At 68.6% G+C, this 12,671-nt stretch carries 13 protein-coding genes; 1 reads left to right on the top strand and 12 read right to left on the bottom strand.

All coding sequences use genetic code 11. The features are described 5' to 3' along the window. The first annotated feature begins 63 nt into the window (after positions 1–63). Positions 64–525: a DUF6789 family protein gene (locus NO360_RS06980; protein ID WP_256306893.1), complete on the top strand. Its 462-nt coding sequence runs from the start codon at positions 64–66 to the stop codon at positions 523–525. Between the two features lie 50 nt (positions 526–575). Here NO360_RS06980 and NO360_RS06985 read toward each other — a convergent pair whose 3' ends face one another. The 12 genes from NO360_RS06985 to NO360_RS07040 all read right to left on the bottom strand — a co-directional run bounded on the left by NO360_RS06985 (position 576) and on the right by NO360_RS07040 (position 12,670). After that, positions 576–1,076 carry a phosphate-starvation-inducible PsiE family protein gene (locus NO360_RS06985; RefSeq protein ID WP_256306894.1) on the bottom strand — a complete coding sequence of 167 codons (501 nt, stop codon included), beginning with the start codon at positions 1,074–1,076 and terminating at the stop codon, positions 576–578. Between the two features lie 132 nt (positions 1,077–1,208). Further along, positions 1,209–2,108 carry an ornithine carbamoyltransferase gene (argF, locus tag NO360_RS06990; protein WP_256306895.1) on the bottom strand — a complete coding sequence of 300 codons (900 nt, stop codon included), beginning with the start codon at positions 2,106–2,108 and terminating at the stop codon, positions 1,209–1,211. A gap of 5 nt (positions 2,109–2,113) precedes the next feature. Next, complete coding sequence (locus NO360_RS06995) at positions 2,114–3,241, bottom strand: [LysW]-lysine hydrolase (RefSeq protein ID WP_390282112.1); 1,128 nt, start codon at positions 3,239–3,241, stop codon at positions 2,114–2,116. A 110-nt stretch (positions 3,242–3,351) separates the two neighbouring features. Then, on the bottom strand, positions 3,352–4,491 hold the full coding sequence (locus NO360_RS07000; protein WP_256306897.1) for an aspartate aminotransferase family protein: 1,140 nt from the start codon (positions 4,489–4,491) through the stop codon (positions 3,352–3,354). Then, positions 4,488–5,516, bottom strand: coding sequence for an acetylglutamate/acetylaminoadipate kinase (locus tag NO360_RS07005; protein WP_256306898.1), 1,029 nt, complete (start codon positions 5,514–5,516; stop codon positions 4,488–4,490). The genes NO360_RS07000 and NO360_RS07005 overlap by 4 nt, the downstream gene beginning before the upstream one ends. A gap of 17 nt (positions 5,517–5,533) precedes the next feature. Beyond that, positions 5,534–6,604: an N-acetyl-gamma-glutamyl-phosphate reductase gene (argC, locus tag NO360_RS07010; protein ID WP_256306899.1), complete on the bottom strand. Its 1,071-nt coding sequence runs from the start codon at positions 6,602–6,604 to the stop codon at positions 5,534–5,536. Beyond that, positions 6,601–7,473, bottom strand: coding sequence for a lysine biosynthesis protein LysX (lysX, locus tag NO360_RS07015; protein ID WP_256306900.1), 873 nt, complete (start codon positions 7,471–7,473; stop codon positions 6,601–6,603). Before lysX ends, argC begins: the two co-directional genes overlap by 4 nt. A 1-nt stretch (position 7,474) precedes the next feature. Beyond that, entirely contained in the window at positions 7,475–7,654 is a 180-nt protein-coding gene (gene lysW, locus NO360_RS07020; protein WP_103991080.1) for a lysine biosynthesis protein LysW, read from the bottom strand. A 204-nt stretch (positions 7,655–7,858) separates the two neighbouring features. Next, positions 7,859–9,451 (bottom strand): argininosuccinate lyase, encoded by a 1,593-nt coding sequence (gene argH / locus NO360_RS07025; protein ID WP_256306901.1) that lies wholly within the window; start codon positions 9,449–9,451, stop codon positions 7,859–7,861. 3 nt (positions 9,452–9,454) lie between these two features. Further along, positions 9,455–10,669, bottom strand: coding sequence for an argininosuccinate synthase (locus NO360_RS07030; protein ID WP_256306902.1), 1,215 nt, complete (start codon positions 10,667–10,669; stop codon positions 9,455–9,457). Positions 10,670–10,985: 316 nt separating this feature from the next. Beyond that, positions 10,986–12,185 (bottom strand): cation:proton antiporter, encoded by a 1,200-nt coding sequence (locus NO360_RS07035; RefSeq protein ID WP_256306903.1) that lies wholly within the window; start codon positions 12,183–12,185, stop codon positions 10,986–10,988. Then, the gene (locus NO360_RS07040) at positions 12,185–12,670 is read right to left on the bottom strand and encodes a cation:proton antiporter regulatory subunit (RefSeq protein ID WP_256306904.1); all 486 of its coding nucleotides are present in this window, start codon (positions 12,668–12,670) and stop codon (positions 12,185–12,187) included. Before NO360_RS07040 ends, NO360_RS07035 begins: the two co-directional genes overlap by 1 nt. Position 12,671 lies beyond the last annotated feature (1 nt).

Here is a 12,671-nt window from a genome sequence, read left to right on the forward strand (position 1 = left end):
CTTGTGCGTCGAAGTCGCGCCGCCGAGATGCCATTATTCGGGAGGATGCGGTCCTTCTCTAGTATGGCGACCGAAACGAGCACGACGACGACAGCACAGACGACCGATAACGCGTGGCAGTACGGCGTCGTCGCCGGCGTCATCGCCGGCGTCGTGATGGGCGCGCTGATGGTGATGCAGATGCGGCCCGTCCTCGAGGTCGCGATCCCCTCGATGTACTTCCTGTCGGGCGGTGCCGCGGGGTTCACGATCCACGTCGCCCACGGGGCGGTTCTGGGCGTCGTCTTCGCCGCGATCGCCTCGACGCAAACCGATCTGACGACCGTGAAGAGTCTGGCTCTCGGCGTGGGCTACGGGGTCGTCCTGTGGGTCGTTCTCGCCGTTCTCGTGATGCCGGTCTGGCTCTCGGCCGTCGGCTCGCCGGCGAACCCGCCCCTGCCGAACGTGAACGTCACCAGCCTCGTGGGACACGTGGTCTACGGCGCGGTCCTCGGAGCCGTCTACGGCGGGTTCCAGGGCCGCTGACAGGGGACGGCAGCGACCGGAGCGCGTCGTCTCCGCCGGCTCACCGCGGCTCAGTCACCGATCACCCGCCGTTCGACGACGAGGACGACGCCGAGTCCGACCAGCGCGAGCGTGTAGGCGGCCGCCGCCAGGAACGCGTCCAGCGTCGTCGCGTACTCGCCGGTCCGGAAGATGATCACCTTTCGGACCATCGCGATGATACCGGTGTAGACGATCAACCGGACGATCAGGCGGGTCTCGCTCCGCCGGGTGTAGGCGATGACCGTCTGGTACACCTCGACGATTATCAGGAGCAGCAGCCCCGTGTCGATGATGTCGATGACGGCCAGCGGGTCGGTGATGTTCCCGTTGGAGGCGGTCTCGACGATCTGGAGCGCGAGGTCGACGACGCCGATCGCGAAGAGGAGCGCGAAGATCGCCGCCGCGGCGAGTTCGACGACGTTGATGAAGTCCTCGATGCGACTCGCGGTCCGGTCGATCCACGCGTCGAGCCACCGCGGCGGGGCAGCGGTCCCTTCGGAGTCCGCGTCCGGATCTGGGTCGTCCACCATACGAGCGCCGATACCCGGTCCTTCGGCTACACGCAAATAAAAGCGATTGCCGCCGGGGAAGAGTACCGCCGGCGCTGACGACCACGACGACGGTCCGGCGGTCGTCGTCGGGCGTGCGGGGTCCGGCTTCGGTCAGGCGTCCAGCAGTTCGACGAGCAGCCCCTTCTGGGCGTGCAGGCGGTTCTCGGCCTGGTCCCAGACGAGCGCGCGGTCCGATTCGAGCACGTCGTCGGTGATCTCCTCGCCGCGGTGCGCTGGCAGACAGTGCATCACCTGCGCATCGGAGTCGGCGAGCAGGCGCTCGTTCACCTGATAGCCGTCGAAGGCAGCCAGTTTCTCGTGGCGCTGGTCCTCCTGGCCCATCGAGATCCACACGTCGGTGTAGACGACGTCGGCGTCGTCGACGGCGTCTTTCGGATCGTCGACGACGGTCGGTTCGTGTCCGAGGTCGGCGGCCTGTTCGAGCACCTCGTCGGCCATTCCGTAGTTCTCGGGCGTCGCGACCGTCAGGTCCAGCCCGACCATCGCCGCGCCGATCACGAACGACTGACCGACGTTGTTGCCGTCGCCGACCCAGGCGGCCTGCACGCCGTCGAAGCCGCCGAAGGCCTCCTCGATCGTCAGCAGGTCCGCGAGCGTCTGGCAGGGGTGCGCGTCGTCCGTGAGGCCGTTGACGACCGGAACGTCGGAGTACTCGGCGATTTCGAGTAAGTCCTCGTGATCGAACAGCCGGGCCATCACGGCGTCGACGTATCGCGAGAGGACGCGGGAGGTGTCCGACAGGGGCTCGCCGTGCCCGAGTTGGATGTCGTCGGGACCGAGGAAGATGGCGTGGCCGCCGAGCTGGGTCATCCCGGTCTCGAAGGAGATGCGGGTTCGCGTGCTCGGTTTCTCGAAGAGCATCCCGAGCGTCTGATCGGACAGTTGCGTGTCGTCCTCGCCGGCCTTGATCGCCGCGGCGCGGTCGAGGACGGTCCCCAGTTCGTCGGTCGTCAGGTCGTCGATGTCGAGGAAGTGGTCAGTTTCGAGCATCTCTCTCACTCCTGCAGGCGCTCGCAGACGTCGACGAGCACGTCGATCGAGCCGTCGTACTCCGCGAGGTCGAGGTGTTCGTTCGGCGCGTGATCCAGGTCCGAGTCGCCGGGGCCGTAGGTCGCCATCGGGCATTCCCACGCCCCCGCGAAGATGTTCATATCGCTGGTGCCGGTCTTCCTGAGCAGCCGCGGCTCGCCGCCGGCCCCCCGGATCGCGACGCGGAACGCGCGGGCGACCTCGGTGCGCGGGCTCGTCATCACCGGCGGGATCGGCTTCTCCCAGTGAACGCCGCCGCGATCGAGTTCGCCCTCCGCGACCTCCCGGACGTCGTCGATGGTGTACTTCGGCGGAACGCGGAACTGCACGTCGACGGTCGCCTCGACGGCGAGGCCGTCCTCCGTGGGGCCGCCGTCGAAGCGGACCGGCTTCGTCGTCACCGTGTCGAAGACGCCGTCGGACTCGTCCTCGTCGAAGAACTCGGCGACGCTCGACCACCAGTTCACGGCCGACTGGATCGCGTTGTCCTCCGGGCGCGAGGAGTGGCCGAGTTCGCTCGTCGAGACGTACGTCCCCGCGAGGAACCCGCGGTAGCCGAGGGTAATGCCGTCCCAGCCCGAGGGCTCGCCGTTGATCACGGCCGCGGGCTGTTCTCTGTCCTCGACGAGGTGCCACGCGCCGTTGGAGCCGGTCTCCTCGCGGACCACGCCCGCGAAGGAGACGCCGGTCTCGACGGCCGCGACGGCCATCGCCGCCAGCGGCCCCGTGGCGTCGACGCTCCCGCGACCCCACAGCACGCCGTTTTCGATCTTCACCGGGACGTCGCCGGGGACGGTGTCGATGTGGGAGGTGAGAAGCACCGAGTCGTCGGCGGGCGCGCGGACGTTGCCGACGTCGTCGATCCACACCTCGCGGTCGTGTGCCTCGAAGAAGGCCTTCAGCCGCGCCGCGGCCGCGGCCTCCTCGCCGGAGGGTGAGGGGATCGAGACGAGGTCCGCCAGCAGCGTCTGCGCGTCTGTCAACCCGTCCGTGAGCCCCTCCTGAACGTCGAAGACCTCGTGTTCCGTCGCGAAGGCCATCCCGCCGTCGCGGAGGAGTTCCGAGGTGCCGTCGGCGTCGAAGTCGGCGTACATCGCGTCGGCGTCCGGCGGTACGTCGGAATCAGACATCGCGTCGGCGTCCGGCGACGCGTCCGCGCCGTCGGTCGGCGGCTCCTCGGCCTCGTCGGGATCGAGTTCGATGCTCATCCCAGCACCTCCACGAACGAGTCGACGAACTGGTCGGCGTGGCTCTCGTCGATCACGAGCGGCGGGAGCAGGCGGACGACCGTCCGGCCGGCCGGCAGCGCGAGGATCTGTTCGGACAGCGCGAGGTTCTTGAGCACGCGGTTCGCGCCGCGCTTCACCTGAATGCCGATCATCAGCCCGACGCCGCGCACCTCGCGGACGGGCAGGTCGTGTTCCTCGCTGGCGGCCTCCAGTTCGCTCCGGAGGTACTCGCCGACCGCCGCGGCGTTTCCGGGGACGTCCTCATCGACGACCGTGTCGAGCGTGGCGTTGGCCGCGGCGCAGACGACGGGGCCGCCGGAGAAGGTCGACCCGTGGTCGCCCGAGTCCTCGGCGATCCAGTCCTTCACGAGCGTCGCGCCAAGCGGCAGGCCGTTGGCGATGCCCTTCGCCGAGGTGAGGATGTCGGGGGCGACGCCGACGCCCTCGCAGGCCCACAGGTCGCCCGTGCGCCCGACGCCGGTCTGGATCTCGTCGAAGACGAGCGCCGCGCCCGCCTCCTCGGTCACCTCGCGGGCCTGCCGGAGGTACTCCGCGGAGGCGGGGTAGATGCCGCCCTCACCCTGGACCGGCTCCAAGAACAGGGCGGCCGTCTCCTCGTCGACGGCCTCCGCGAGCGCGTCACCGTCACCGTAGGGGACGAACTCGACGCCGCCGGCCAGCGGCTCGAACGGCTTCTTGTACTTGTCCTTCCAGGTCATCGCGAGCGCCCCCAGCGTCCGGCCGTGGAAGCCGCGCTTGGTCGCGACGATCTTTGAGCGACCCGTCGCGGAACGGGCGAACTTCATCGCCGCCTCGTTGGCCTCGGTTCCCGAGTTACAGAGCCAGACGTTGTCCGCGTCGCCCGGCGCGAGCGTCGCGAGCTTCTCGTACAGTTCCGTGCGGACGTCGACCGGGTACGACGCCTGGACGTAGGTCAGTTTCGCGGCCTGCTCTTGGACCGCTTCGGTCACGGTCGGGTGGGAGTGCCCGAGCGAGGCGACGGCGTAGGAGGCCCCGAAGTCGAGGTACTCGGTGCCGTCTTCGCCGTAGAGGTACGCGCCCTCGCCGGACTCGATCTGGATGGGCTTCTCCGAGAAGACGAAGCCGCCGCTCATTGTGTCACCTCCGTCTCGTCGGCGTCGCTGTCGTCGGCGTCGTCCTCGGGGGCGACGACCGCGCTCGCGTGGATGTGCGTCCCACTGCCATCGAGTGCAGCCAGGATCGGGTCGTCAGCGTTCGCGTCGGCGACGATGACTGTCACCGCGCCGCCGTCGAGCGCTTCCTTCGCCGCCATCACTTTCTTCGTCATAAACCCTTCCGCAGCGTCCTTCAGCGTCTCAAATTCGCCGGGAGTCGACACCGACTCGATCAGCGTCGACGCGTCGTCGGGGTCGGCGTAGACGCCGGCGACGTCCGTGAGGACGACCAGTTCCGCGCCGAGCGCACCGGCGACGGCCGCGGCCGCGCGGTCGGCGTCGGCGTTGACCGCGACGCCGTCGTCGGCGAGCATCGGGACGGTCACGACCGGCGTGTAGCCGTCGGCGAGCAGGGTTTCGAGCAGCGACCCGTTCACGTCGGTGATCTTCCCCGAGTGATCGCCGCGCTTGATCTTCTTTTTCCCATTCTCGATCACCCGGACGGCCGACTTGCGGGGGCCGGAAAGCAAGCCGCCGTCGACGCCGGAAAGGCCGAGCGCGTCGACGCCGGCGTTGCGGAGCGTGACAGTGAGATCGGTGTTGAGTTTCCCCGGCATCACCATCGAGAACACTTCCATCGTGCGCTCGTCGGTGAAGCGCCCGACGACGCCGCCGGGCGTCTCGACGTACGTCGGCTCCTCGCCCAGTTCTTCGAGCGTGTCGTCGACGGCGGTGGAACCGCCGTGGACGACGACGACCTCGCGCCCGTCCGCGACGAGTTCGGCCACGTCCTCGACCGCGCCCGCGGGGTCGACCGCGCGCGCGCCGCCGACCTTCACGACGACCGGCGGGAGCGACGCGTCGCTATCACTCGCGACGTCGTTGCCGCCGCTTGCGGCGTCGCTGCCGCCGTCGGCCCGGAGCGGTCGTCCCGTCCCGCTGTCGGGCTGCTGCGTCTGGCGGGCGTCGCGTGCGTCGTCGTGGGTAGTGGGTTCGGTTGTCATACGTACTTCGATGGTCGTCAGGGTGCGCCGACGGGGTGAAGACCGGCGAACTCCAAGCCCGCGGTCTCCTCGATGCCGAGCGCGACGTTCGCGGCGTGGACGGCCTGTCCGGCCGATCCCTTCATCATATTGTCGATCGCCGAGAAGACGACCAATCTCCGATTTCCGGGGTCGACCTCGAAGCCGACCTCGCCGAAGTTGGTCCCGGCGACCGCCTTCGGTTCGGGGTAGCGGTAGACGCCGCCCCCGCCGGCGACGGTCCGCATAAACGGCTCGTCGGCGTAGGCCTCGCGGTAGGCCGTCCAGAGGTCGCCCTTCGAGACGGGCGCGCTCGGGAAGAGGTGGCAGGTCGCGCTCGCGCCGCGAGTCATATCGACCGCGTGAACGGTGAACGAGACCGAGAGGCCGAGGAACTGCTCGATCTCGGCCTCGTGGCGGTGGCCGGTCGGGGCGTAGGGGCGGACGATGCCCGAGCGCTCGGGGTGGCTGGAGGCGTCGCCGCCGCCCGCGCCGCCCTCCGAGGAGCCGACTTTCACGTCGACGACGGCCTGCTCGTCGCCCTCCAGAATCCCGGCGTCGAACAGCGGCTTCAGGCCGAGGATCGTCGCCGTGGCGTTGCAGCCGCCGGAGGCGATCAGGGTTGCATTAGAAAGGTTCTCCCGGTTGATCTCCGGCAGGGCGTACTCCGATTTTTCGAGGTATTCGGGGCAGACGTGCCCGTCGTACCACTCGTCGTACTGCGCTTCGGAATCGAGGCGGAAGTCCGCCGAGAGGTCGACGACCGTGTCCGCCGCGTCCTGGAACTCGTCGATGTGCTCCATCGAGACGCCGTGCGGCGTCGCCGCGAAGAGGACGTCGACCGATTCGAGGTCCGCAGGCGACGTGAATCGGAGGTCCATCTCGCGGAGGTTCGGATGGACGTGGCCGACGGTCTTGCGCTCCTTCGAGCGACTCGTCGCCTGCACGACGTCGAAATCGGGGTGTTGATACAGCAGGCGAAGGAGTTCGCCGCCGGTGAATCCCGAGCCGCCGACGACGGAGGCAGTGTAGGCCGCGTCGTCGCCGGCATCCGTGTGGGAAGTACTCATACCGTCGCTTCCGTGTCCGCCGCTTGTTCGGCTTTCGATTCGAGCCAGTCGACGACCTTCGCCGGGACGTCGACCTCGACGGCGTCGTTCAGCGCCTTGAACTCGACGGTGTGGTTGACCTCGTGGACGGTGTAATCTTGTCCGGTCTCCATCAGGTCGACGCCAAGCAGGCCGCCGCCGACGGCGTCGGAGGCGGCGGCGACGAGTTCGCGTGCGCGGTCGTCGAGTTCGAATTCGGCCACTTCGCCGCCCTTGGAGGCGTTGGTGAGCCAGTGGTCCGACGAGCGCGTCTCCGCGGCGATCGGTTCGCCGTCGACGGCCAGGACGCGGATGTCGCGGCCGGGCTTCTCGACGAACTCCTGGACGTAGAACACCTTGTGCTGGTAGTGGCCCAGCGTCGCCTTGTGTTCGAGGATGGCCTCGGCGGCCGAGGGCGTCTCGACCTTCGCCATCAGGCGGCCCCACGAGCCCACGACGGGCTTGAGGACGCAGGGGTAGCCGAACTCCTCGATGACCTCCATCGCGGAGTCGACGGTGTAGGCGACCTCCGTGTTCGGCGTCGGCACGCCGGCGCGTTCGAGCGCGAGGCTGTTCTTCACCTTGTCGGCACAGACGTCCGCGGTCTCGGCGCTGTTGACCACGGGAACGTCGTAGGCGTCGAGGAACTGCGTCGTGTAGAGGCTGCGGCTGGTCGCCAGACAGCGATCGACGACCAGATCGACGCCGTCAAACGATTCCGGCGGTTCGGCGATGTTGAACTGCTCCTTCCGGACGTCGATCTTCTCCACCTCGTGGCCGCGCTCGCGGAGCTCCGTGAGGAGGAGCTTCTCGTCCTTCCGAATCCGGGAGTAGAGCAGCCCGATCTTCATCTTATTCGCCCCAGTCCTCTTCGAGCTCCGGGGCCTCTTCGAGTGTCAGCGGATCGGTCGAGACGACCTCCAACTCCGCGCCGGTCGCGGGGCTGTCGACGATTTCGCCGACCTCGACGTCGGCGGGGATCTCGATCTCCTCTCCGGTCAGCGGATCTTCGGCGGTGATGGTTGCTGCCATACCCGTCGATGGGCGAGGAAGCGACTTAAACCCATCGAAGTTGTCGGATAAATTAACTGACCGGCGAAACCACTAACGGCGTAGAACAGTCGATCAGTCCGCCCGTGTGAAATCGATGTCTGATTTCATATGTTATCGTCCCCGGGAGGGGACCGTCGCGGCCGGCGTCGGAGGTGCGGTCCGGGGACCGCCCAGGCTCGGCGATCACGCATAGTCGCCCACCTCCGCGTCGAGCAGGTCGGCGGCGTCGGCGAGCGCGTCGCGGCGGTCCCCGAGAGCCGCCGTGTCGGCGTCGATCCCCGTCTCGGCGTCGACGAGCTGATCGGCCACGGCCTCGGGGGCGGGGCCGCCGGCCGAATCGCGGCTCGCGACGCTCTGGACGGGATCGAGCGCCGCTTCGACGCGCTCACGGCTCACGTAGGTGAACAGGGACTCGCCGAGCACGTCGGCTGCGACCGCGTCAAGTGTTGCGATGTCGGGGGTGTCGCCGTCGGCGCGCTCGGCGGCCGCCGCGAGCACCTCGTGGGCCGTGCGGAACGGGACGCCCGCCATCGCGAGCGCGTCCGCGACGCCCGTCGCCGTCGAGAATCCCTCGCCCGCGGCGGCTTCGAGCGTCTCGGCGGGCCACTCGGCGGTGGCGACCGCGCCGGCGGCGACCGCCGTGGCCTCCGACACCGCGTCGACCGTCTCCCAGGCGTGCGGCGTCGCGCGCTGGAGGTCGCGATTGTACGCGCGCGGCAGCCCCTTCAGCGTCGTCAGGAGCCCGGAGAGCCCGCCGATGGCGTCGCCCGCGACCGCGCGGACGAGTTCCAAGGTATCCGGATTCACCTTCTGGGGCATAATCGACGACGTCGAGGAGTATTCGTCGGCGAGGTCGACGAAGCCCTTGTTCGCGAAGATCACGAGGTCCTCCGCGAGCCCCGAGAGCGTCGTCGCGTGCGTCGCGAGCGCCGCCGTCGACTCCGCGAGGAAATCGCGCCCCGCGGCGGCGTCCATCGAGTTCGCGACGACACCGTCGAGGCGCTCCGCGCCTGACGAGGCTCCACTCGCTTTGCTCGCGGAGCCGCCGTCGAACCCGAGCAGTTCGGCCGTCCGCTCGCGGTCGACGTCGAACGGCGTCCCGGCGAAGGCGGCCGCGCCGAGCGGCGAGCGGTTCGTCCGGTCGTAGGCGTCGAGCAGGCGCGCGGTGTCCCGCGCGAACGCCGACTCGTACGAGAGCAGGAAGTGCGCGACTGTCGTGGGCTGGGCTGGCTGGAGGTGCGTGTACCCGGGCATCACGGTATCGACGTGCTCGGCGGCGGCCTCGACGAGCGCCTCGCGGAGCGCGACCGTCGCCTCGGCAGATTCGAGCAGGTCCTCGCGGAGGCGATACCGAATGCAGGTCGCGACCTCGTCGTTCCGGCTGCGGGCGGTGTGCATCTTTCCGCCGTCTTGGCCGACGCGCTCGACGACCGCCGTCTCGATGGCCTCGTGGACGTCCTCGCCCTCGGGGAGCGCCGCGTGGCCCGCGGACTCCACCTCCTCGAGCGCGGCGAGGATGTCGCCGGCGACCTCGTCGTCGACGATGTCCTGCTCGGCGAGCATCACCACGTGCGCGCGGTCGACCGCGAGGTCGGCGGCGAAGATCCGCTCGTCGGCGGCGAGGCTGGACATAAATCCGCGCGCGGGACCGCCGCTGAAGCGGTCGCGACGGACGACGCCCGAGCCGTCGCTCGACACGGCGTCACCGCTCGTCGCGGAGCCGTCGCTCGAATCGGAGTCGCCCTCGCCTGCGGTCGGCGCGTCCTCGCCCGTCATTCTTCACTCCCAGTCGCCTTCGTCGTCGTCCTCGGCCGCGTCGATGGCGGCGTTCGCGAGGCGCGACTGGAAGCCGTGGTACTTCGCGACGCCGGTGGCGTCCTGCTGGGTGATGTCGCCGACGCCGGAGGTGTTGAACGAGGCGGCGTCCTCCGAATAGGCGGCGTACTCCGACTCGCGGGCGACCGGACGAGCCTGTCCGCCCTGGAACTTGATGGTCACGTTACCGGTGACGCGGGACTGCGTCTCGTCGATGAAGCCCTCCAGGGCGTCGACGAGCGGGTGGTCGACGAGGCCCTCGTAGCCCTTTTGTGCCCACTCGTCGTCGATCGAGCGCTTGAAGTCGCGCTCGTCTTTCGTGAGGACGAGTTGCTCCAGGGCCTCGTGAGCGGTCAGCAGCGTCGTCGCCGCCGGGTGCTCGTAGTTCTCGCGGACCTTCAGCCCGAGCATCCGGTCTTCCATCATATCCGTGCGGCCGACGCCGTGTTTGCCGGCCTGCTCGTTCAGCGCCTCGATGAGTTCCGCGGGAGCGAGGTCCTCACCGTCGAGAGCGACCGGGTAGCCGTCCTCGAATGCGATTTCCACTAACTCCGTCTCGGTGGCGTTGGCGGGGTCGTCGGTCCACTCGTAGATGTCCTCCGGTGGGACGTAGCCGGGATCTTCCAGTTCGCCGCCCTCGACCGAGCGGCTCCAGAGGTTCGTGTCGATCGACCAGACGCCCGAGTTACCCGACTGGACCGGGAGGTCGTGTTCCTCGGCGTACTGCTGTTCCCACTCGCGAGTGAGTTCCAGTTCGCGGACGGGCGCGATCACGTCGAGGTCGGAGGCGCGCCAGACGACCTCGAAGCGGAGCTGGTCGTTGCCCTTCCCCGTACAGCCGTGTGCGAGGGCGTCGCAACCCTCCTCTTCCGCCACTTCCAGGATCGCGTTCGCGATGACCGGACGGGCCAGGGCCGTGCCGAGCGGGTAGCCCTGGTAGGTCGCGTTCGCGCGGACGGAGTCGAAACAGAGGTCCGCGAACTCGTCTTTCGCGTCGACGACGTGCAGGTCCAGGCCGTGCGCGTCGGCGGTCTCCTGTGCCTCCTCGAACTCGGATTCGGGTTGCCCCACGTCGACGGTCACGCCTACGACTTCGTCGTAGCCGTACTCCTCCTGCAGGAGCGAGACGCAGACTGTGGTGTCGAGGCCGCCCGAGAACGCGAGTGCCACGCTTGTCATTATACCTCCGAATCGGACGCTCTTCCGTATAAATTACACGGTTTGGAGTTTAGAAATTAAACTGCAGAGATGCCTATAGAGACGCTAGTCGCTTGTGGGTTCGTTCGATACAACGTAAAGGGAAGGTAGTAGTGGGCCTAAGCGGCCCGTCGTCGCGGTCGCCGCGCGTCGTCGGTCGTCTCGGCGGAAATTGGCGTCGAGCGGGCCGAGGCGGCCGGAGCCGCGGCTCTCGATACGGAGCGGACGCGCGTCGGCGAGAGCCGCATCATCGGAGGAACCGGACGAATCCGGCGCACTAAACGCTTTCGGGATTCGATCACGCCGACGTACCCGGACGCAGCCGATCGATGAGCTCCTCCACGCGGTCTGCGCGCTGCATCAGCACCGTTCCGACGACGCTCATCACGAGGACGTACCCGACCGCGAGCGCCGGAATCGTCTCCCGCATCACCGCCGTCGATCCGCCCGCGGCGAGCGCGGCGATGACGAGAGAGAACTCCCCGCGCGGCACCAGGCCGAGGCCGACGCGGAGCGACCGGCGCTCGGAGAGGTCGTAGACGCGACCGCCGACGTAGCCGGAGACCAGTTTCGCGGGCGTCGTCAGGAGAACGACTGCCACGAGCGGGATAGCGATGCCGACGAGCAGTCGCGGGTCGGTGCCGACGCCGATCCAGAAGAAGAATACGGCGGCGAAGACGTCGCGAACCGGTGTCAGCAGTCGTTCGATCCGCTCCTGGTGGCCGCTGGTCGAGAATCCCATCCCGACGAAGAACGCCGCGACGGCCTCGCTCACGCCCAGCGCGAGCGCGACCCCCGCGATCGGGACGACCACGCCCAGGATCCGGAGGACGAACGACTCGGTATCGGAGACGTCGAGGACGCGCGAGAAGAACGCCGTCCCGTACTGGACGGCGATCAGGAGCGCGCCCAGGAACCCGAAGGCGATCGCCAGCGAACGCCCGAGACCGTTCAGTCCGGCGTCGGCGCCGCCGAGGACGAGCGAGGTGACGACCGCGAGGTAGACGGCGATGAAGAGGTCCTCGAAGACGAGGGTGCCGAGGATCGGGTCGGCCTCGTCGTTGGCGATCCAGCCGAGGTCGATGAGGGTCTTCGTGACGATCGCCGAGGAGGAGATGTAGACGATCCCGCCCAGCAGCAGCGCCTCGACGATCGACCACCCGAGCGCGAGGCCGATCGCGATACCGAGCGGGAGGTTGATCGCGGCGTCGACGACGCCCGCGCGGGAGATCCGCGAGCGCGCCGCCAGCAGGCGATCGAGGCTGAACTCCAGGCCCAGAAAGAAGAGCAACAGCACGATCCCCACTTCCGCCAGAACGGTGAGCAGTTCGCCGTCCGAAACGTACGGCAGCCCGACCTGCCCGGCCACGAACGGACCGGCGAGCATCCCGCTGACGACGTAGAGCGGGATCACCGAGAGGCCGATCCGCAGCGCCGCCGCTCCGGCGACGGCCAGGACGGCGAACACCTGCCCCAGTTCCAGCAGCCCGGCGGCCATTATGCGCCTTCCACGCGCGACTGGAAGTCCTCGCAGTTCTCACGGGTGCCGACGACGACGAGCCGGTCACCCGCGTGGATCGTCGTCTCCGCGCCCGGCGACGAGATCACGTCGTCGTCGCGCTCGATGGCGACGACCGAGGCACCGGTCTCCGCGCGGAGATCGGACTCCCCGAGCGTCTGTCCGGCGATCGGGGAGTCCTCGCCGACGTCGACCCACTCGAGGAGCGTGTCGCCGCCGAGAAGCGTCTCGATGTCCTGGGACTTGACGGGCTGGAAGTACGCGCCCTCCAAGATCGTCCCGACCTGTCGGGCCAGGCGGTCCGGCAGCTCGAACAGTTTTTCGGAGTCCGTGTCGGGATCCGCACGCAAGAATACCTCCCGACGCCCCTCGTTGTGGGTTACGACGACGAGCTGTGACCCGTCCGGCAGGTCGATCTCGTGTTTCTTTCCGACGCCCGGGAGGTCGCTCTCGTAGACCGTCACA

This window comes from Halobellus litoreus (assembly GCF_024464595.1).
GTDB classification, from domain to species: domain Archaea; phylum Halobacteriota; class Halobacteria; order Halobacteriales; family Haloferacaceae; genus Haloquadratum; species Haloquadratum litoreum.

What these genes read in the sequence shown, in the direction of transcription:
- NO360_RS06980 (WP_256306893.1), top strand. Translation starts at nt 64, where the DNA reads ATGGCGACCGAAACGAGCACGACGACGACAGCACAGACGACCGATAAC.
- NO360_RS06985 (WP_256306894.1), bottom strand. Translation starts at nt 1,076, where the DNA reads ATGGTGGACGACCCAGATCCGGACGCGGACTCCGAAGGGACCGCTGCC.
- argF (WP_256306895.1), bottom strand. Translation starts at nt 2,108, where the DNA reads ATGCTCGAAACTGACCACTTCCTCGACATCGACGACCTGACGACCGAC.
- NO360_RS06995 (WP_390282112.1), bottom strand. Translation starts at nt 3,241, where the DNA reads ATGTACGCCGACTTCGACGCCGACGGCACCTCGGAACTCCTCCGCGAC.
- NO360_RS07000 (WP_256306897.1), bottom strand. Translation starts at nt 4,491, where the DNA reads ATGAGCGGCGGCTTCGTCTTCTCGGAGAAGCCCATCCAGATCGAGTCC.
- NO360_RS07005 (WP_256306898.1), bottom strand. Translation starts at nt 5,516, where the DNA reads ATGACAACCGAACCCACTACCCACGACGACGCACGCGACGCCCGCCAG.
- argC (WP_256306899.1), bottom strand. Translation starts at nt 6,604, where the DNA reads ATGAGTACTTCCCACACGGATGCCGGCGACGACGCGGCCTACACTGCC.
- lysX (WP_256306900.1), bottom strand. Translation starts at nt 7,473, where the DNA reads ATGAAGATCGGGCTGCTCTACTCCCGGATTCGGAAGGACGAGAAGCTC.
- lysW (WP_103991080.1), bottom strand. Translation starts at nt 7,654, where the DNA reads ATGGCAGCAACCATCACCGCCGAAGATCCGCTGACCGGAGAGGAGATC.
- argH (WP_256306901.1), bottom strand. Translation starts at nt 9,451, where the DNA reads ATGACGGGCGAGGACGCGCCGACCGCAGGCGAGGGCGACTCCGATTCG.
- NO360_RS07030 (WP_256306902.1), bottom strand. Translation starts at nt 10,669, where the DNA reads ATGACAAGCGTGGCACTCGCGTTCTCGGGCGGCCTCGACACCACAGTC.
- NO360_RS07035 (WP_256306903.1), bottom strand. Translation starts at nt 12,185, where the DNA reads ATGGCCGCCGGGCTGCTGGAACTGGGGCAGGTGTTCGCCGTCCTGGCC.